This window comes from Paenibacillus sp. Y280 (genome assembly GCF_056786335.1).
Genome location: NZ_JBXCIW010000019.1, coordinates 51,431 through 71,336, shown reverse-complemented (window position 1 = coordinate 71,336; position 19,906 = coordinate 51,431). Strand labels below are relative to the sequence as shown.

20 protein-coding genes and 1 pseudogene are annotated in these 19,906 nt (G+C 48.6%); 16 read left to right on the top strand and 5 right to left on the bottom strand.

Annotated elements, in window-relative coordinates; translation table 11 throughout:
* Window positions 1–129 precede the first annotated feature (129 nt).
* From AC1TPC_RS20935 to pruA, 9 genes are all read left to right on the top strand, one after another.
* On the top strand, window positions 130–1,188 hold the full coding sequence (locus tag AC1TPC_RS20935) for a Gfo/Idh/MocA family protein (RefSeq protein WP_482068735.1): 1,059 nt from the start codon (window positions 130–132) through the stop codon (window positions 1,186–1,188).
* The gene (locus AC1TPC_RS20930) at window positions 1,185–2,042 is read left to right on the top strand and encodes a sugar phosphate isomerase/epimerase family protein (protein ID WP_482068734.1); all 858 of its coding nucleotides are present in this window, start codon (window positions 1,185–1,187) and stop codon (window positions 2,040–2,042) included. Before AC1TPC_RS20935 ends, AC1TPC_RS20930 begins: the two co-directional genes overlap by 4 nt.
* 19 nt (window positions 2,043–2,061) lie before the next feature.
* Window positions 2,062–2,952 (top strand): sugar phosphate isomerase/epimerase family protein, encoded by an 891-nt coding sequence (locus tag AC1TPC_RS20925; RefSeq protein ID WP_482068733.1) that lies wholly within the window; start codon window positions 2,062–2,064, stop codon window positions 2,950–2,952.
* 404 nt (window positions 2,953–3,356) lie between these two features.
* Window positions 3,357–4,289, top strand: a complete 933-nt coding sequence (locus tag AC1TPC_RS20920; RefSeq protein WP_169090945.1) for a manganese-dependent inorganic pyrophosphatase — start codon at window positions 3,357–3,359, stop codon at window positions 4,287–4,289.
* Window positions 4,290–4,398: 109 nt separating this feature from the next.
* On the top strand, window positions 4,399–4,695 hold the full coding sequence (locus AC1TPC_RS20915; protein ID WP_482068732.1) for a DUF6509 family protein: 297 nt from the start codon (window positions 4,399–4,401) through the stop codon (window positions 4,693–4,695).
* Between the two features lie 55 nt (window positions 4,696–4,750).
* On the top strand, window positions 4,751–5,521 hold the full coding sequence (locus tag AC1TPC_RS20910; protein ID WP_482068731.1) for a DUF2167 domain-containing protein: 771 nt from the start codon (window positions 4,751–4,753) through the stop codon (window positions 5,519–5,521).
* A 140-nt stretch (window positions 5,522–5,661) separates the two neighbouring features.
* Window positions 5,662–6,873 carry an ornithine--oxo-acid transaminase gene (locus AC1TPC_RS20905; RefSeq protein ID WP_482068730.1) on the top strand — a complete coding sequence of 404 codons (1,212 nt, stop codon included), beginning with the start codon at window positions 5,662–5,664 and terminating at the stop codon, window positions 6,871–6,873.
* A gap of 5 nt (window positions 6,874–6,878) precedes the next feature.
* Window positions 6,879–7,781: an arginase gene (gene rocF, locus AC1TPC_RS20900; protein ID WP_482068729.1), complete on the top strand. Its 903-nt coding sequence runs from the start codon at window positions 6,879–6,881 to the stop codon at window positions 7,779–7,781.
* A gap of 42 nt (window positions 7,782–7,823) precedes the next feature.
* The gene (gene pruA / locus AC1TPC_RS20895; protein WP_482068728.1) at window positions 7,824–9,371 is read left to right on the top strand and encodes an L-glutamate gamma-semialdehyde dehydrogenase; all 1,548 of its coding nucleotides are present in this window, start codon (window positions 7,824–7,826) and stop codon (window positions 9,369–9,371) included.
* Window positions 9,372–9,374: 3 nt separating this feature from the next.
* Here the strand turns inward: pruA and AC1TPC_RS20890 are convergent, their stop codons facing one another.
* Window positions 9,375–10,727 carry an aminotransferase-like domain-containing protein gene (locus AC1TPC_RS20890; RefSeq protein WP_482068727.1) on the bottom strand — a complete coding sequence of 451 codons (1,353 nt, stop codon included), beginning with the start codon at window positions 10,725–10,727 and terminating at the stop codon, window positions 9,375–9,377.
* Window positions 10,728–10,842: 115 nt separating this feature from the next.
* On the opposite strand from AC1TPC_RS20890, the gene AC1TPC_RS20885 reads away from it, so the two are divergent.
* The 3 genes from AC1TPC_RS20885 (at window position 10,843) to AC1TPC_RS20875 (ending at window position 15,371) form a co-directional block, all read left to right on the top strand.
* Complete coding sequence (locus AC1TPC_RS20885; protein ID WP_482068726.1) at window positions 10,843–11,814, top strand: DMT family transporter; 972 nt, start codon at window positions 10,843–10,845, stop codon at window positions 11,812–11,814.
* A gap of 554 nt (window positions 11,815–12,368) precedes the next feature.
* Complete coding sequence (locus AC1TPC_RS20880) at window positions 12,369–13,664, top strand: aspartate aminotransferase type Ic (protein WP_482068725.1); 1,296 nt, start codon at window positions 12,369–12,371, stop codon at window positions 13,662–13,664.
* 222 nt (window positions 13,665–13,886) lie between these two features.
* Window positions 13,887–15,371, top strand: a complete 1,485-nt coding sequence (locus AC1TPC_RS20875) for an amidase family protein (RefSeq protein ID WP_482068724.1) — start codon at window positions 13,887–13,889, stop codon at window positions 15,369–15,371.
* A gap of 63 nt (window positions 15,372–15,434) precedes the next feature.
* Here the strand turns inward: AC1TPC_RS20875 and AC1TPC_RS20870 are convergent, their stop codons facing one another.
* The 3 genes from AC1TPC_RS20870 to AC1TPC_RS20860 are packed head-to-tail and all read right to left on the bottom strand — an operon-like array spanning window position 15,435 to window position 16,290.
* Window positions 15,435–15,851 carry a metal-dependent hydrolase gene (locus AC1TPC_RS20870; RefSeq protein ID WP_482068723.1) on the bottom strand — a complete coding sequence of 139 codons (417 nt, stop codon included), beginning with the start codon at window positions 15,849–15,851 and terminating at the stop codon, window positions 15,435–15,437.
* Window positions 15,806–16,078 (bottom strand): metal-dependent hydrolase, encoded by a 273-nt coding sequence (locus tag AC1TPC_RS20865; protein WP_482068722.1) that lies wholly within the window; start codon window positions 16,076–16,078, stop codon window positions 15,806–15,808. Before AC1TPC_RS20865 ends, AC1TPC_RS20870 begins: the two co-directional genes overlap by 46 nt.
* 50 nt (window positions 16,079–16,128) lie before the next feature.
* Complete coding sequence (locus AC1TPC_RS20860; RefSeq protein ID WP_169090968.1) at window positions 16,129–16,290, bottom strand: hypothetical protein; 162 nt, start codon at window positions 16,288–16,290, stop codon at window positions 16,129–16,131.
* A gap of 433 nt (window positions 16,291–16,723) precedes the next feature.
* On the opposite strand from AC1TPC_RS20860, the gene AC1TPC_RS20855 reads away from it, so the two are divergent.
* The 3 genes and pseudogenes from AC1TPC_RS20855 to AC1TPC_RS20845 all read left to right on the top strand — a co-directional run.
* Window positions 16,724–17,749: a LacI family DNA-binding transcriptional regulator gene (locus AC1TPC_RS20855; RefSeq protein ID WP_482068721.1), complete on the top strand. Its 1,026-nt coding sequence runs from the start codon at window positions 16,724–16,726 to the stop codon at window positions 17,747–17,749.
* Window positions 17,750–17,806: 57 nt separating this feature from the next.
* The gene (locus AC1TPC_RS20850; protein ID WP_482068750.1) at window positions 17,807–18,361 is read left to right on the top strand and encodes a glycerol-3-phosphate responsive antiterminator; all 555 of its coding nucleotides are present in this window, start codon (window positions 17,807–17,809) and stop codon (window positions 18,359–18,361) included.
* Between the two features lie 24 nt (window positions 18,362–18,385).
* Window positions 18,386–18,747 (top strand): annotated as a pseudogene (locus AC1TPC_RS20845) (FGGY family carbohydrate kinase); the annotation flags it as partial.
* Window positions 18,748–18,935: 188 nt separating this feature from the next.
* On the opposite strand, the gene AC1TPC_RS20840 reads toward AC1TPC_RS20845, so the two are convergent.
* Window positions 18,936–19,418: a hypothetical protein gene (locus AC1TPC_RS20840; protein ID WP_482068720.1), complete on the bottom strand. Its 483-nt coding sequence runs from the start codon at window positions 19,416–19,418 to the stop codon at window positions 18,936–18,938.
* Window positions 19,419–19,528: 110 nt separating this feature from the next.
* Here AC1TPC_RS20840 and AC1TPC_RS20835 point away from each other — a divergent pair, with 110 nt between their 5' ends.
* Window positions 19,529–19,789 (top strand): hypothetical protein, encoded by a 261-nt coding sequence (locus tag AC1TPC_RS20835; RefSeq protein WP_482068719.1) that lies wholly within the window; start codon window positions 19,529–19,531, stop codon window positions 19,787–19,789.
* Window positions 19,790–19,906 lie beyond the last annotated feature (117 nt).

The following is a 19,906-nucleotide window of genomic DNA, read 5'->3' as shown; positions in this document are numbered from 1 at the left end:
ACCTCCTGATCAGGATAGCACAATTGTACAAACAAACCGCACAGCTTTGCATGGTGTTAAGCGATGAAACCATTATAATACGAAAGTGTAGACGTGCAAAACCTTACTATGACAAAGGAGAGATTAGCAATGAAACCGGTACAAATTGCGGTTATTGGAAACGGCTCTATCTCATCATCTCATTTAGATTCATATAAGAATAACCCAAATGCGAACATTTACGCGGTATGCGATTTGAACGAAGAGCGCGCACAGGCAGCGGCGGAGAAATACGGCGCAGAGAAGATCTATACGGATTATCGCGAGCTGCTCGCTGATCCCGTTATCGAAGCAGTAAGCATCTGTACATGGAACAACACGCATGCCGAGATCAGCATTGCCGCGCTAAATGCGGGCAAGCATGTGCTTGTCGAGAAGCCGCTATGCCGCACCGTTGAGGATGCGCTTCTTGTTCAGGAGGCTGTAAACAAATCGGGCAAGCTGCTTCAAGTCGGCTTCGTTCGCCGCTATGATACGAATGCGCAGCTGCTGCGCGCCATGGCGGACAGAGGCGAATTCGGCGAGATTTATTTTGCCAAAGCATCAACGCTTAGACGTCTCGGGAACCCGGGCGGATGGTTCTCCGACATCGAGCGCTCCGGCGGCGGGCCGCTGATCGATATCGGCGTTCATGTCATCGATCTGTGCTGGTATATGATGGGACGCCCTAAGCCGGTTTCGGTTAGCGCCAATACGTACCACAAGCTTGGCAACCGCTCGAATGTGAAAAATTTAAGCTTTTATCAAGCGGCGGATTACGATGCAGAAAAAAATACTGTTGAAGATATGGCAAACGCTCTCATTCGTTTCGAGAACGGCGCATCACTGCTCGTAGATGTCAGCTTCACGCTGCATGCAAAATCGAATGAAACGGCAGTGAAGCTATACGGTGAAAAAGGCGGCTTTGAGATCGATCCGGAAACCGTCATTGTCACGGAGCAAAACGACACGATATTGAATATTTATCCGCAGACGGACAACAAAGGCTTTGATTTTGTCGGCGCATTCCAAAATGAGATCAATCACTTTATCGATTGCGTTTCAAGCGGATCACAGCCGATCAGTCCGGTTGAGGACGGCGTGGAGATTATGAAAATATTGGTCGGCATTTATGAATCTGCCGCCAAAGGAGCGGAAGTTCGACTATGAAATTAGGGATTAGCACATACAGCTTATATCAAATGCTGAGAACAGGTGAAATGACGATACAGGATGTTATCATCTATATAGCATCAATCGGGGCTGAACATGCGGAAATCGTACCGCTCGGCTTTAACCTTACCGAAACCCCGGAGCTTATTGAAGCCATCAAGAAGCAAGCGAAGGAAAGCGGAATCGAGCTGTCCAATTATGCGGTAGGCGCCAACTTCTCGGGCCTAAACGATGAGCAGTTCGAGCAGGAGATTGCCCGGTTGAAGCAAGAGGTAGATATCGCGGCAGCACTAGGCGTCAAGAAGATGCGCCATGACGTAGCTTCGTCAAAGGATCTATCGATCTCTAACTTTCTGCTCGAGTTGCCGAAGCTGGCGAAAGCTTGCCAAATCATCGCGGACTATGCAGCGCCGCACGGCATAACGACAAGCGTAGAAAATCACGGCTATTATATTCAGCATAGCGACCGCGTGCAGGCGCTAGTTGATGCGGTAGACCGTCCGAACTTCAAAACGACGCTGGATGTAGGCAACTTCCTATGCGTAGATGAGAATCCTGTTGCTGCGGTCGCAAACAATATTGGCCTCGCTTCCATGGTTCATGTTAAAGATTTCTACTATCGTCCAGCTGCCGGAAATCCTGGCGAAGGCTGGTTTAAATCGACGAGCGGCAATTGGCTGCGCAGCGCAATCGTCGGCCATGGCGACATCGCGATGCCGCAAGTGCTGCGCGCAGTGAAGGAAAGCGGTTATGATGATTATGTTTCCATCGAGTTTGAAGGGCTGGAAGATTGCCGCCTTGGAACGAGACTCGGCTTTGAATTCGTAAAGCGTGTATGGAACGAACTATAACAAGAGGAGCGTGCCTGATATGACATTGCCTATTATTACGAATAAAATCGGCGTTATCGTGGATAGCTTTCAGGTTGGCGTAAAGGAAGGCCTGCTCAAGGCGAAGCAGGTCGGCGCCGATGGCGTGCAAATGTATGCTGTTCACGGCGAGCTTGACCCTGCTGGTCTTACTGCAGCTGCGAGAAAAGAATGGAAGTCCTACATTGAAGGGCTTGGCCTCGATGTTTCCGCCTTAGTTGGCGATCTGGGCGGCCACGGCTTTCAGGACCCGGAGCAAAACCGCGCGAAGATCGATAAGTCCAAGCGAATTATGGAGCTGGGCTTGGAGCTTGGAACGAATATCATTACGACTCATATCGGTATCGTGCCGAGCGACAAGAACAGCCGCGTATACGAGACGATGCATAACGCCTGTGAAGAGCTGGCCCGTTTCGCCAACGATGTGAATGCATATTTTGCCATCGAGACAGGTCCCGAAATGTCGGCTCATCTGAAGTCCTTTCTGGACGGCCTCGGCACCAAAGGGGTAGCGGTTAACTTTGACCCAGCCAACATGGTTATGGTTACGGGCGATGATCCGGTTCTAGGCGTACATACGCTGAAGGATTATATCGTCCATACCCATGCGAAGGATGGCGTTAAGCTCGGTCATATCGACCCGCGCGACGTCTATGGCGATTACGGCTACGAGGTTACGCTTGACCATGAGAAAATTGCGGTCATGGCCGAATCCGGCTCGGCATTCCGCGAAGTACCGCTTGGAGAAGGCGGCGTGGACTGGGCTGCCTATCTGCGCGCGCTTCAAGAAATCGGCTATAACGGTTATTTGACAATTGAGCGTGAGGTTGGAACTAGCCCAGAGGCTGATATTAGCAATGCGGTACAGTTTTTGAAAGCTTTCAAAGGTTAGCGGCGGCTGCATTAACTGGAATAGCTCCCGCTAATAAAGGGATAACCGGTAAAATGTCTGCATGGGATGGATTACCTCCCGTTAAGTTGAAAAAGCTCTCTAGGCGAATGCCAAGAGAGCTTTTTTTGCCGCTTCTCTAGTCTTATTTTGCTGGCAGGAAGCGCTTTATCGTATAGCCGATTCGTTATTCACAAATTTTATGATTTAATTCAGTGTAAAGGTATAGGAATAAAGAGAACTTAAAGCTATAATGGTTTTAAGTAGATTTCCAACGTAAAACGAGCATCTGCTGCTTGCCAAAGGCGACAGCCGGTTACGGTTGGTGTATAATTATGAAAAAAGGTATTGGGCCTATAGCGACTGCTGGAACCCTGCCGAAAAATAACATTTAAGGAGTACTCGAAATGACTAAAACGCTTATTTTCGGGCATAAAAACCCGGATACCGACACGATTACATCAGCTATTGCTTATGCTGAGCTGAAAACAAAGCTAGGTGCTGACGTTGAGGCTATTCGCCTTGGAGACGTAAACGGCGAAACGCAATACGCGCTTGATTATTTCGGCATTGCAGCTCCTCGTCTTATCGAGAACGTTGCTGACGAGACGGACACGGTCATCTTGGTCGACCACAACGAGCGTCAACAAAGCGCTAACGATATCGATAGAGTACGCGTTTTGGAAGTTATCGATCACCACCGTATCGCTAATTTCGAGACAAGCCACCCGTTATATTTCCGCGCTGAGCCAGTGGGCTGCACAGCGACGATTTTGAATAAATTGTACAAAGAGAATGGCGTTGAAATTCGTAAAGAAATTGCCGGCCTTATGCTGTCTGCCATCATTTCCGATTCCTTGCTGTTCAAATCGCCAACTTGCACAGAGCAAGACGTAGCAGCAGCTCGCGAGCTTGCCGCAATCGCTGGCGTTGACGCAGAAAGCTACGGTCTGGACATGCTTAAAGCAGGCGCGGATCTAAGCGACAAAACAATTGCACAGCTGATCTCCCTTGACGCGAAAGAGTTCGCAATGGGCAGCTATAAAGTAGAAATCGCACAAGTAAACGCGGTTGACACAAATGATGTTATTTCCCGCCAAGCTGAGCTGGAAGCGGCATTGAACGACATCATCGCAACTAAAGGACTTGACCTGTTCGTGCTAGTCGTTACCGATATTTTGAACAACGATTCCGTTGCACTTGCACTAGGCGCTCAAGCTCATGCTGTTGAGAAAGCTTACAACGTAACATTGTCCGACAACAAAGCGGTACTCAAGGGCGTTGTTTCCCGCAAATCGCAAATCGTTCCTGTTCTTACAGAAACGCTGAGCAACCTGTAGGAAATTGGGCGGCTGCAGCCGTTCATTTACAAATAGCAGTCTGGAGCTTGTCCAACAAGTTTCAGGCTGCTTTTATTTTGCTATAATAGATAGAGAAGGAGCGGATGACATGTTTGCAGTTACCGAATACAGCGCCGAATTAATGAAGGACCCGTTTGGCATTTTGACAGGAAAGAGATATGAATTCATACTCGATCTTGACGTTGCCGACGATGATGAGCTTTACCACGTGGAAGGTGTAACGCTTCGCGTCATTTATGTCATTGAGGATGATGAATCAGCTCGGATTGTAAAATATGAGTTTTTGACGACCTCCTCCAGTACATATATCGATTTTGAGCTCGAAGAGGAAGAAAAAACGTTCGTGCTTGAAGTTTGCAAAGAGCACTTTCAAAAGTCTGAATAACAGTACCAAAGAGAGGGACACAGATGATGTGTCCCCAACCGAGGGAGGCCCCGAGGTGAGTTGGGTAAAGGGAGGCGGTACGGTAGAGATAGGCGGAATGTCTTCGCTTAAGCTGGACGAATCGCTGCTTTTTTTGGACAAAGAGGATACAAAAATAATTCAGGAGTACATAGGCAATCAATCGTATGATACTGAGATAGGCAGCGTATTTCCGGTAGATGAAAGTCAAAATTGGTTTGTCTTGTTTGAATACGAAGAGGTTGGAAATATTTCGGATAAGGAAAAGAATGAAATTGATGCGGGCAAGCTTCTCAAAAGCTATAAGAAAGGATCGGAGGAAGCAAATAAAGATCGAGCGGAAGAAGACCGTCTATATGTGAAGGGCTGGCATACTGAGCCTTTCTACAATGAAGCGAATCATACACTTATTTGGGCTCTTGAGGCTAATGACAGCCAAGGAAATTCCATTATCAATTACAATGTTCGGACACTGACTCGCAAAGGATACATCTCGACATTGCTAGTTACGGACATTGAAAGATTGGATAAGGATATCGAAATGTTAAATGCTATTATTTTACCAAATTATTCAGTTAACGCAGGACATCGCTATTCCGATTTTGATGCGTCAACGGATAAAGTATCCGAATTCGGCTTATCGGGACTGATTCTAGGAGGAGCGGGTTTGATTGTTGCGAAGAAAGCAGGCTTGTTAGTGGCTGCAGCGCTCCTGCTTAAAAAGTTTTGGTTTGTGTTAATTGCCATTCCAGCCGGAATATGGTCGTGGATTAAACGACGCAGGCAAGCGAAGCAAGAAAGAATGTAGGCATAGAACAAGCCTTATCCACACAAGAGAAAATGTTACTTTCTACCTAACATCCATTCCTTTTGTTATTTGTCACCCCTTAACCGCATAAAATTTAAAAACAGCTATTTTTTGCAGGTGGATGCAGAAAGGAGCAGGTGATGAACAGGGCTAGTAAAGACATCGAGCTGGCTGAGCAATTCGGCGCCCATAATTATCATCCCCTGCCGATAGTGATTAGCAGCGCAGAGGGCGTATGGGTGCAGGATTCAGAAGGTTCGCGTTACATGGATATGCTGAGCGCTTATTCGGCTTTAAATCAAGGGCATCGTCATCCTCGCATTATTGAAGCGTTAAAGGAGCAAGCGGATAAGGTCACGATTACGTCACGCGCATTTCACAACGAGGTGCTGGGCACGTTCTGCGAGAAGCTTGCAGCCTATACCGGCAAAGAGCGGATTCTACCCATGAATACAGGGGCGGAGGCGGTCGAGACGGCGATAAAGGCAGTGCGGCGCTGGGCTTACAGCGTCAAGCATATACCGGCCGAGCAAGCGGAAATTATCGTTTTTGAAGGCAATTTTCACGGACGGACGCTGACGGTTACCTCCTTCTCCTCGACAGAGAGCTACCGGCAGGGCTTTGGCCCGTTCACGCCAGGGTTTCGTGTTATTCCATATGGGGATCTGGAAGCTTTAAAGGCTGCGATTCACCCCCATACCGCCGCGGTGCTGATCGAACCGATTCAAGGCGAAGCGGGCATACGCATTCCGCCAAGAGGATTTCTTGCCGCTGCGGCTAAGCTGTGCGCGGAGCATCAGGTGCTGCTCGTCGCAGATGAGATTCAAACCGGCTTCGGCCGCACCGGACGCAAGTTCGCTTGCGACTGGGAGGATGTTGTTCCCGATATCTACGTTATGGGCAAAGCGCTTGGCGGGGGCGTATTGCCGGTATCGGCCATTGCAGCAAGCAGCAGCATTATGGATGTGTTTGAGCCAGGGTCTCACGGCTCTACGTTTGGCGGCAATCCGCTCAGCTGCGCCGTTGCAATCGCTGCGCTTGATGTGACCGAGGATGAGCTGCTGGCTGATCGCTCGCTTGTGCTCGGGCAGTATTTCTTATTGAAGCTCGCCCAGCTCCAGCATCCAGATATAAAAGAAGTGAGGGGCCGCGGCTTATTTATTGCGATCGAGCTGAATACGCCTGCTAGAGCTTATTGCGAGCGGTTGATGGAGCTGGGGCTGCTGTGCAAGGAAACGCATGACTATGTGATCCGGCTAGCGCCGCCGCTCATTATAACGGAAGACGAGATCGAATGGGCGTTTGAGAAAATTCAAGCTGTCTTCACGAATAGCAACTTGGCAGGAGAGTGACGGCTATGAGCATTCATCAGGTTGCCATTGTTGCGGTACCTTTCGGAAAAGGGGCCGGCACGCCAGGTGCTGAGCTCGGTCCGGCGCATATTTTGCATGCTGCAGGGCTAAGCCGCAAGCTGACGGAGCTGAATATTCCCTATCGGTTGGCAGGAGAGATCAGCGTCCCGGCGAAGCTTCCGCCTCTTCAGTCAGCGAATGCAAAGCATTTGTCGGAGGTGCATGAAGCCTGCAGCCAGCTATCGGAGCGCGTAGCTGAAATTGTGGCAGAGGGAGCTTTCCCGTTAGTTCTCGGCGGCGATCATAGCATTTCGATTGGGACGATTGCGGGCCTTGCCGAGCATTACGAGGATCTTGGCGTCATTTGGTTCGATGCCCATTCGGATCTGAACACGGAGGATACAAGTCCATCGGGCAATATTCATGGGATGTCTCTTGGCATCAGCCTTGGGAGAGGTATTCCGTTATTAACCGGATTAAGAGGCATTTCTCCTAAAATAAAGCCAGAGCACGTAGCGATCGTCGGGGCCAGATCGCTCGATTCCGGGGAGAAGGCGTACATTCGCTCCTTAGGCATCGCCTGCTATACGATGCATGATATCGATCGTCTCGGCATTGCGCGCGTGATGGAGAAAGTGGTTCAGCAGCTAAAGCAGACGACCGATGGCGTCCATGTCAGCTTTGACATCGACAGTCTTGATCCGCTGGAGGCGCCGGGCACGGGGACGCCAGTCCGCGGCGGGTTAAGCTACCGTGAAGCGCATCTTGCGCTTGAGCTTCTTTATCAGTCGAATCTCGTTACATCGGCGGAAGTCGTTGAAGTCAATCCAATCCTTGACCATCATGACCAGACGGCTAAGCTGGCCGTAGAGCTGATTGGCTCGCTTCTTGGCGAGCAGATATTGTAAGGATACCGAGCGTCCATTTGAATGGGTAGGAGGGATACGCCTATGCGGGAACCATTTCAGAACGAGCCATTTACCGATTTCTCGATAACCGATCATATTAACGATTTTCAGGAAGCGCTGCGTAAAGTGGAGTCGGAGCTTGGCCAGGAGTATACGCTGAAGATTGGTCCGGACCGCATCGAAACGATACAAAAGCGCAAATCGATCAACCCCTCCGATGTGAATCAGCTGATCGGCATCGTATCGCAGGCGGACACCGGACTTGCGCATAAAGCGATACTTGCCGCAGCGGCGGCCTTCGAGGACTGGAAGAAGGTAACGCCGCCTGCCAGGGCGAGGGTGCTTTATAAAGTTGCGGCGCTGCTGCGGCGGCGCAAGCATGAGTTCTCGGCTTGGCTCGTATACGAAGCGGGCAAAAGCTGGGCCGAAGCAGACGGAGATACGGCGGAGGCCATCGATTTTCTGGAGTATTACGGGAGGGAAATGGAGCGGCTCGCGGAGCGCCAGCCGATAGTAGCGATAGCGGGCGAGGATAATGAGCTGACATATATCCCGCTTGGAGTCGGCATTATTATTCCGCCATGGAACTTTCCGCTTGCGATCATGGCAGGCATGACGATGGCCGCCGTCGTTGCCGGCAATACGGTCGTACTCAAGCCAGCCAGCGCGACGGCAGTCATCGCTGCCAAGTTCGTTGAACTGCTGGAGGATGCTGGCTTGCCGGACGGCGTTGTCAACTTCTTGCCAGGGGCAGGAAGCGAGGTGGGCGATTTTCTGGTGGAGCATCCGTTAACCCGGTTTATTTGCTTTACGGGCTCGCGCGAGGTTGGCTTGCGCATTAATGAGAAAGCCTCGCTTAGCCAGCAGGATCAAAAATGGATTAAGCGCGTGGTCGCAGAGATGGGCGGCAAGGATACGATCATCGTCGATGAGGATGCGGATCTTGATCTGGCAGCCGAAGCGATTACAGCATCCGCCTTCGGCTATGCCGGCCAAAAGTGCTCGGCCTGCTCGCGAGCCGTCGTGCATGAGCTCGTCTATGACGAGGTTATCGAGAAGGTGGTTGAGCGGACGAAGCGGCTGAAGCTTGGAAAGGCAAACGAGCAAATCACCTATATAGGTCCGGTTATCGATGAGCGGGCATACCTTAGCATTTTAAAATATATCGAGGTTGGCCGCAGCGAAGGCGCTATCGTGCATGGCGGAAGAATCGGCGACAGCAGCGGCTATTTCATTGAGCCTACGATCATTAAGGATGTTGCCCCCTATGCCCGCATCGCGCAGGAGGAAATATTCGGCCCCGTACTCGCGTTTATTAAGGCATCCAACTTCGACGCGGCGCTCGATATCGCGAACAACACCGAATATGGGTTAACGGGTGCGGTCATCTCGCGGAACCGCAGCAGACTGGAGCAGGCACGCGAGCAGTTCCACGTAGGCAATCTTTATTTTAACCGAAAGTGTACAGGTGCTTTGGTCGGTGTTCATCCCTTTGGCGGCTTTAATATGTCAGGCACGGACTCGAAAGCAGGCGGGCGCGATTACTTGCTGCTCTTCACGCAGGCGAAGGTTGTATCGGAAAGATTCTGATCGTTATTTGCGAGCGGATTGGGCAAGCAGGGTGCCAATCCGTTCTATTCCTCGTTCAATATCATCCTCGTTTACGTTGGTTGCGTTTAGCTTCACGATATTTTCCCTCTCGAAATTCGCCAAATAATCCCGGTCCAAAGTGTCCAGAAGGATCGATTCCTTCTTTAATTTTGCAATCAGCAGCGGAGCGGAAATCGTTTTGTCCAGCAAAATATGCGTATGAATGATCGGATTCCTCGAGCGTTCATAAGTGAAAGCGCCGCCGCTGCGAGCAGCCTCTTTTGCAAGCGCAGCATCTAGCAGCTTTGCCCTAGCCGCGTATCTGCTGCGGATTTTGGCGCGGTGACGATCGAACATGCCGCTGCGCAAATAGATTTCAAGAGCGGCCTGCGACAGCATGGAGCTGTCGATGTCGTCATGTTTCTTGTACAGCCGAAACGCTTCAGAGAGTAGATCGGGAACAACGGCGATGCCGATGCGCAGGCCGGGAAAAATAATTTTGGAATAGCTCTTCAAATAAATGACATGCGACGAATCGTCATGGGCGAATATCGGATCGGCCTTGCTGTCCCGCTCGAAGTCGGCGAGGAAATCATCCTCAACGATGTACACATCGTATTTGGCGGCCAGCTTCGCAAGGCGCTTCTTTTCTTTGTTCGTGTAAGAGCAGCCCAACGGATTATGGAAACGCGGCATCGTATAAAAAAACTTAATGTCCTCCGTACGGAAGATTTCCTCCAGCCTGTCAAAATCAATGCCCGCAAAGCGACGCTCGATGCCGATGACAGGCACGCGGCGCGTCTCCAAATATTCGATAAACAGATGATAGCCTGGCTGCTCGATCAGCACCTTCTGCTTGCCATTTGGGAAGGGCATAGCGGCAAGCAGCGACAGCGCCTGCTGTACGCCGGACACCACAAAAACGTTCCGCTCCGCGGTAAATACCTGATAGCCCATTAATTGCTTGCGCACGATATCGATCAGAGAGGCCATTCCTTTGGCAGTGCCATACACGAATAAGTCCTTCTGATACGTGTCGATCGCTTTATTGATGCAATGCTGAAAATCCAAATAAGGGAACACATTCGGATCTGGAGCAGCAGCCGCAAAATTCAAAATAGGAGATGCTTCGCTTTGATCGGAATCCGTCCCTTTGACAACGTAATAGCCGCTCTTTGGCATCGCGTATATAAGATGGCGCTTCTCCAGCTCATCCAGCGCTTTAATGATCGTGCTCTTGCTGCAGCCATACTGCTCCGAAAGCGTGCGGATCGAGGGGAGCTTCTGTCCATCCTTATAGGGCTGCTTCAGAATCAATTCCTCCAGCTCGTTCATGAGCTTCAAATACATGTACATCGGACATGCTCCTTGCTGTTATCTGTAACGGTACAGATAGCGGTTTTCCTTATTGTAGCATGCATGGCTGGGAGATACGATATAGCTAACATAAACAGCCACAAGGAGGTACGTCATGACAGCAGCACAATTAGATGCCAAAACAAAGCGCTTCGCATACTCTGCGATCGTAATTTATTCGACCATTATAGGGCTTTCTTTTCTTTTCGGAAAATTAGCCTTAACGGTGGCAACGCCGCTGGATAGTCTCGCTCACCGCTTTACCGTTTCCTTTACCGCGGCAACCATTCCTGTTCTATTCGGGTGGGTAAAGCTGCAGATCAAACCGCGGGATGTACTCGCTATTCTACCGCTAGCCGTTTTATATCCGTCGATGTTCTTTGCTTTTCAAGCCTTTGGCTTGCAATTCACGACCTCCGCGGAAGCGGGCATTATTCACGCGACAGTGCCGATCTTTACGATGGCTGCGGCAGCCTATTTCCTGAAGGAGCGGACGACGAGGCTGCAGAAGCTTTCGACGCTTCTCTCCGTAGCAGGCGTCATCTTCATATTTGTCATGAAAGGAACGACGATTGATTTTGCTAATATGAAAGGCACGCTGCTCATTCTGTTGTCAGCCCTCGCATTAGCCGGCTATAGCGTGCTTGCAAGGAAGCTTACTACGCGGATGAGTGTGATTGCCATGACTTATGTGATGACGGTGATCGGCTTTCTCGTTTTTAATGTAATGGCGGTTGGCAAGCATGTGGCAGAAGGGACGCTGTCCCTTTACTTTGAGCCGTTTGCAAGCGCTGTATTTCTATTTTCGATTCTCTATTTGGGTGTGCTCTCCTCGCTCATTTCCAGCCTGCTCAGCAATTACGCCTTATCGAAGCTGGAGGCATCGAAGGTGAGCGTGTTCAATCATCTTGCTACATTGGTTTCGATTGTTGGAGGTTTTGTCTTCTTAAATGAACAGCTTGCGTACTACCACCTTATCGGCGCGGCTGTTATCATCGCGGGGGTACTGGGCACGAATGCGGGGACAAGGGGAAGGAGGAAAGCGGCGCTTCCTCCCAAGGCGCTTGATCCAACGGCGAAACGCTAACTACGTAATAGAGGAACGGATAAACAATAGCGCCAGATAAAGCGGCATAGCGGAGAGATTAAGTACCTCCATAGAAACCGGCTGAGTGGCAGCAGTATTCGTTACCCGAACCCTTTTAACGGATAATAGATCAAATAACGCCATATCAGCAACCTTTTTCTAACATTTGGACGGTATGATCACGTATTGGATAAGCATGAGAATTTCCAGTTATGTTTCATTGATCGCGCCAAACGAAGGAATTAGAAGGAGCTTTTCCCGTTAGAGGTGTCCACAGAAAATAAAGTGTTAGACTGAAGAATTAAGTGGTAGACTAGGAAAATAAAGATGTAGACTGAGAATTTAAAGTTTTAGACTGACGATACACCATTTAACGGGCAGCAGTGAAGTAACGGAAGTAACTATCCATCCATTAATTTCATTTATATCTGATATCACAAATATTAATTTCATCTATATGAATGCCCTCGTTATAATTAGCTGTAGTTAAGCGCTAACGGGCTGATTAACGCCATCAATATCAATAATATTTTCTCTGACGGGAGAGCTGGTACATGGGGAATAGAACTGATTTTTTGAACATGAATATAGCAGAATTAAACAAACATGATGTGTCTCTTAAAGAAAGGTATGCTGAGTATAAGAATCAGACAATGAAAATGGATATGTCCAGAGGAAAACCGTGTCCTGAACAGCTTGAACTTTCCAGAAGCATGCTTGATATAGTCACATCCAGTGACAGCTTAAAGGCGTTGGACGGATCGGATTGTCTTAATTATGGTGGTATTGATGGGATACCCGAAGCTAAAGAGCTTTTTTCACAAATACTTGAAGTTAGTTCAAATGAAATTATAATCGGAGGAAACTCAAGTCTTACTCTGATGCACGATACTCTAAGCAGAGCGATGCTTCACGGTGTTTACGGCGGCGAACTGCCATGGGGAAAACACTCCACTGTTAAATTCTTATGCCCAAGTCCAGGTTATGACAGACATTTTGCCTTATGTGAACTATTAAATATTGAGATGGTCGCAGTGGATATGCTTAATGATGGTCCGGATATCGAAGCAGTTGAAAAACTTGTTAGTCAAGATGATACGATTAAAGGAATATGGTGCGTTCCAAAATACAGCAATCCTGATGGCATTACTTATTCGGATGAGACTGTTGACCGACTTGCCAGTATGAAAACGAAGGCAAGAGATTTTAAAATTTTCTGGGATGATGCTTATGCTGTGCATCATTTGACTGACAAACCCGATCATTTGAAAAATATCCTAAGTGCATGTAAAGAGGCTGGAAATCCTGACCGTGTTTTTATATTTTGTTCTACTTCCAAGGTTACTTTTCCTGGAGCCGGTGTTGCTGCTATGGCAGCAAGCGTTGAAAACATAAAATATATTAGGAAACAGATTGCTGTCCAGACAATTGGTCCCGATAAGATCAACCAGCTAAGGCATGTCCGATTTCTGAAGGATATGGATCATTTACGAAGTCATATGGAAAAACATGCGGCTATTATTAAACCCAAATTTGAGATGGTCCTAAATAAATTAGAGTCAGAGCTGGGTGGGAAGAATATTGCAACCTGGAAAAAACCAAATGGAGGATATTTCATTAGTCTGAATACATTGGACAGTTGTGCCAAGATCGTTGTAAAAATGGCAGCCGAAGCCGGTGTTACATTGACTGCGGCCGGAGCGACTTTTCCTTACGGCAAAGACCTGCGCGACCGTAATATACGCATAGCCCCTACCTTTCCATCTTTGAAAGAACTAGAGAAATCAATCGAGGTATTATGTATTTGTATCCAATTGGCAAGTGTTAATAAAATTCTAACAGAAAGATAGTTGCTTCAAAACATATATTGCGCTAACGGAGACGTTAGCGCAATACAACAGCGGCAGTCTAAGACTTTATCTTTGAGTTATAGTCCGCCGCTGTTCCATTTTAAGAACTAGTCTAAACTGGCGTAAAGTTTGGATATACCTATTTATTACGATGACAGCTTTACTATAATTGGATATCATTGGATCAAAAGGGATGCTGGAAGCATTGTGGGGGTTGGTCCAATGAACGTGAATAAGGAAAAGTGGATTATAGAGGCTGATATAGCAAGCATGCAAGCGGCTATGGGAGCGGGCTGGTTAAGCTCGGAAGAGCTGGTGAAGCTGTACCTGGCTCGGATTGAGAGATACGACGGAGAACTTCGCTCTATTTTGGAAGTTAACCCGGATGCGATTGAAATCGCCAAAGCATTAGACAAGGAACGAATCGAGCAGGGAATCAGGGGAAGCCTGCATGGCATACCGATCCTGCTCAAGGACAATATCGATACGCATGACAACATGCACACGAGTGCAGGCTCGGTCGCATTAGCGAATTCCTACGCAGCGGCGGATTCCTTCGTTGCATCTCAGTTGCGCGCAGTTGGAGCCGTTTTGCTCGGAAAAGCGAATATGACGGAATGGGCCAATTTCATGTCCAGCTCGATGTGGGCGGGCTACAGCTCAAGAGGAGGACTTGTGCTTAATCCATATGGACCGGGAGAGCTGTTCATTGGCGGCTCTAGCTCAGGCTCAGCGGCTGCGGCTGCCGCGAATTTGGGAGCTGGAGCAATCGGCACGGAAACCTCCGGATCGATCATCAGCCCTGCAAGCCAGACGAGCTTGGTAGGCATTAAACCGACGATTGGCTTAATAAGCCGAAGCGGCATTATACCGATTACGAACAGTCAGGATACAGCCGGTCCGATGGCAAGAACGGTGGCGGACGCAGCCATCCTGCTTGGAGCGTTGACGGGTGCGGATGAGAAGGACGAGGTGACTGCAGCCGGGGTGAAGCATGCTTACCGGGATTATACGCCGTTTTTGGATGCGGACTACTTGAAGCAAGCCCGGATTGGAATTCCGCGTTTTTACTATAAGGATTTAGACGAAGCTAGACTCGTCATTATTGAAGGAGCAATCGAGGTTTTGAAGCAGGCAGGAGCAACGATTATTGACCCTGTTGAGCTGCCGTGCGAGCAGGTCGATTGGGACTGGCATGTGCTGCGCTATGAATTCAAAAAATATATCAATGACTATCTCGGCAATTTGAATGAGTCGGTTCCCGTTCATTCCTTGCAGGAGCTGATTGCCTATAATGAGGAGCATGCAGAGATTGCCTTGAAATATGGCCAGGATACGCTCATATCGGCAGAGGAAACGAGCGGGACGCTGACCGAGCAGGAATATGTGGATAGTTTAATTAGAAATAAGGAGCTGGCAGGCAATGGCGGAATTGATCATGCCTTGGCGGAGCATCGATTAGATGCGCTGCTGATCCTCGGCAATGAGGAGCTCGATGATGTTGCCGCCAGAGCAGGCTATCCCGTCATTACGGTGCCAGGCGGATTTGCGGAAACCGGCATCATCGCAGAAGGCGGCTATACGACCAAAGGGCCGCAGGGCATAACCTTTATCGGCACAGCCTTCAGCGAGCCGACTCTCATTAAGCTGGCTTACGGCTTCGAGCAGGCGACTAAGCATCTTTTTCCGCCATCGGCCTTCAGTTGAAATCAAATAGGCGCAAGCATCAGGTTTTATAGCCTCGTTGCTTGCGCTTATTTTAATGAAATGCTACAACCGAATTTTAAATGATTTTTTCGTTAGCGGATAAAGCCATTTTACGCCGCTTGGCGTGAGCGTGTCCGCGATGAGATGAGATAAATAACCGAGCATGGCGACGATTGCGACGCCTTCGATATGCAATTGATTTTCGAGTCCCCAGCCAATCGCTCCCCAAATCGGGACCACCCATATCGTATGCGTCATGCCGCGGTGCTTCAGCCACGGTACCCATGCGGCAAACAGGCCAAAGCCGATAAGCCAGTTCATCTGGTAATAGTAGCCGGCGTACATGACGAGGCAGCCGACGATGCTGGCGAGCACATTTCGGATGACGCCTTGCTTAGCGACGAGGCCGAGCAGGAAGACGGCTGCGGCGACGCCTATGTATAACGGTGACGGTGATCGATCGGTAAAAAATAATAGCAAATGATGCCGGCAAGCAGGAAGCCTGACCAGAGCGTAAGCTCGCGGATAAGCTTGGAGATCTTGCTAAGCTTGGAACTAAGCATGCTAGGGCCGTCCAGATCGGCGCTTAATGCGGAGAAGCCGGCTACTGCAATGTACAAAGCGGCATGCTCCAAAGTGAACGGGTAATAGATCGAAGCGGCAGCACCGACGGCTGCTCCGATGGCAAGATGAGTCTTTCCTGTCATAATTCCTCCTGTGACTGACTATGCTTATGCATGTATGATGACAGCCTATATTATAGTTGTTCCCGGTTAACCTGCTCATTGCGTACCATTTGCTCCAGCTTCTCTACCAATCGGTCATGCGAGGGGTCTTTTTTGCCAAAGCTGAAGAGCCTTTTTCGGTTTTGCTTTTTGAGCAGCTCCAGCAGGTAGAGCTTTTCTTTTAACGTAAACATGCTGATGAAGAGCCTCCTATCTATTCAGCCTGCCCCTACCGTACCTTATGAACAAAATCCCCGATATGATGATAGCCGGCACCCTCAGCGATATATGCGCATTCGAGAAAATCATGATCATAGTAGGGGCTCTTTCGTTCTGCTTTTTTATAATTATAGAGGAAAGAGTCGAGGCAAGGAAGGCGAACACGCAATAAATAACGTCATCGTTAAGTAAAGGTATGGAATGCAAATTTTGAAATTAAAGAGGAATCCATCATGCTTGAGATTAGTAGGCTGCTCGACAGGTTTGATAACCTAAGAGCAGTCTATTCTTTTTTAATGGAATGGAATAAATTTTTATTGATTTTTAGTAAAATAAAAGTATAATTTTACTCATCATACAGAAATCGCTTACAGCAAGCATTTGATGTCCACAGGAAGGAAGGGTAGTGTGGCTACGATCAAAGAAATCGCACAAAGAGCCAATGTGTCGATCGCAACGGTATCTCGGGTGCTTAATTATGATCCGGGCATTTCGGTAGCAGACGAAACCCGCAAGCGTATTTTCGAGGCTGCACAGCAATTGAACTACAAGACGCTGCGTGAGCGCAATGGCGCTGCTGCCAAGGAGCACTGCCTTGTCGGGCTTGTGAACGGGTATTCCGATCAGGAGGAAATGCTCGATCCGTATTATTTGGCGATAAGGCTCGGTATTGAACGGGAATGCTTTCAGCGAAAGCTGGATTTAGTTAAATTATATATGCAGCCCAAAGGAAATTTAGAAAGCAAAGACTGGCCTGGCGAGAAGCTCGACGGCATAATTGCGATTGGGCGGTTTGAGAAGGAGGATTTGGATTATTTTCCGATAGGCCTTGGGAACATCGTCTTCGTCGATTCCTCACCTGATGATAACCGCTTCGACTCTGTTGTCATTGATTTGCGCAAGTCGGTTTCCGAGGTTGTGGACTATCTTATTGGGCTGGGCCATACCGCGATCGGTTATATCGGCGGGCACAATAAGGTCAACAATAAGCGTGTGCGGGATGAGCGCGAGCAGGCATTTATGGAGCGTCTAGCCGCTCATGGCCTGTACGATGCGGAGCTGGTTTTTACAGGCAGCCACTTATATTCCGAGGATGGCTATAAGCTGATGAAGAAGGCTTTATCCAGAGCAAAGCTGCCAACGGCGTTTTTTATCGAAAATGATTCGATGGCGGTTGGCGCGCTGCGTGCGCTGCATGAGGCGAAGGTGCAGGTTCCGCAGGACATTTCGATTGTTGGATTCAACGATATCGCCATATCTGAATTTTTGCAGCCGCCGCTTACGACGGTAAAGGTTCATATGGAGCATATGGGCGAGACCGCGGTTGAGCTGCTTGCCGATCGGCTGGCCGCCAAGCGGGAAATTGCCAAAAAAATCGTTTTGCCGACCCTTTTGCAAATACGCGAGAGCAGCGGGACGCCAGCTAAGAAATGATTGGCACTGTGAATAACGGAAGTTATTAGAATATGCGCGGAGGTGGCTGGGTTGTCTTTGTTGCTGAACGGTCAGAACGTATTGCCGGCTGTGCATAAGCTTAAGGATGTGGAGGCGGTGCTTGCCTCGCCTTATGCTTTTATGGTGCTGCTCGGAGGACATCTGGGACAAATAAAAAATATCGTTGATTTGGCAAGGCAGCATGAGAAAAAGGTGCTGCTGCACGCCGATTTGATTGATGGCTTGAAAAATGACGAATACGCAGCCGAGTTTCTCTGTCAGTCGATACGTCCCGCGGGCCTTATATCCACCCGCTCAAGCGTAATTGGCCGCACGAAGCAGAACGGGCTGATTGCGATTCAGCGGCTTTTTCTAATCGATTCGGACGCCCTCGAGAGAAGCTATACGGGCCTAGACAAAAACCGTCCCGATTTCATTGAGGTCCTGCCGGGTGTCATTCCGGACATCATCAGCGAGGTCAAGCAGCGAAGCGGCATTCCGATTATTGCGGGAGGGCTTATACGGACCCAGGACCATGTCAAGCAGGCGCTCGAGGCCGGCGCAACGGCTATCACGACATCGCGGAAAGAGCTTTGGAAGGCCGAGAATTAAAGAGTTTCGCTTGCAAGGAGGAGGGTGGAAACGGATGCTTCGTTTATATCGGAATCAACGAAGAAGGTAATGGCGGAGCTGCTTGCCAAGACAGGTATAACGGCTGAGCAAGTCGCTGGAATCGGAATTACGAATCAACGGGGAACGAAGGTTGTTTGGGACAAGAAGACCGGTCAGCCCATTTATCACGCGATTGTTTGGCAGTCTCGTCAAACCGCTGGCATTTGCGAAGGTCTTAAGCAGGGCGGATATGAGCAGCTGTTTCACTCGAAGACTGGATTGCTGATCGATGCTTATTTCTCGGCACAAAGGTGAGCTGGCTGCTGGAACATGTCGATGGCGCCCGCGAGCGATCGGAGAAGGACGAGCTTCTGCTTGGCACTTTATTTGCATATCCATTTATGATCTTATTTTTATTGATTGGTATTATTTATTATTCATTGGGTTTAGGAAAAAATTAAATCTATTAATTAAACTCCCCTCAGTACGATATTGTTTTCTGACAAAAACTCGGACATTGTCGTACTGCAGGCAAATCGATCGTTCGACTGTAAAAAACAAGCAGGTAATCTGATTATTCAACTACCTCGATCTGCTTCCGAACCGTTTCCAACTTATAGACCTTGCTGTAGTCTCCGTCCTGAAGCGTAAATTCCGCAACTGCCGAAACATCATATAGGCCGGACTTTTTAAACTGATATGGATGCTTCTCTGATATAACCTCATTCACTGACATTGGACGTATAACCCCGACATCGGTTCTGACAATCGTGTTAATCGCCTTCCCAGTACTGTCCCGTATGACAAAGTAGAATACCGGCTCCCCGCTCATAATCTCGATTGTCCGCTCAGCCTCATTTTTCAATTCAACCTCAATCGGAAAAGCCTCATTTGTCTCAACTAGCTCCTGAACTGAAACATGAATGGAAAAAAGATCGTTTTCAGCGCTTGCCGTAGTAGAGGGGTGAAGCTTTGTCTTTGCTATAGATCCGGGTTCTGAAGACTGGCAGCCAAGCAAAGATAATAGTAGGATAAGGATAATTACCAGCTTATTCAAATTAAACACCTCCAACCAAACAGACGTTATGTGCTATGTTTTTGTTTCAGCCAGGTTTATATAGGCTGACAATATCGTAAAATTAATTACTTTGAAGGGATGATAAACCAATGATTAAGAGAAAAGTAATGTTTGCCGTTATCTTGGCCGGCTCGTTAATTTCCAGCTCCATCTTTACTTACTTTGCGAGTGCAGAGGATGCGTCTGCTCCTGAGATGAAGGCGTTTAAAGGAACGATTTCGGAAATCGAGCTGGCAAAGCTGCACAAAGTGGATCGATTGTTTGAGCCATCCATGGCGGCTGAGAAGCGAACTGAACGATACAATGGCTGGCATCGTGCGGTAAAAGCGGCCATGGCTTTTGCGAAATAATCGTGCTATAATGTCGATAAGTTAATAACGGTTGGAGATCAGGAGAAACCACGAAGACCGCTTCCAAACCCATTTTATATGGCTAGGAAGCGGTTTAAGTGGTTTTTTTGTTTATAT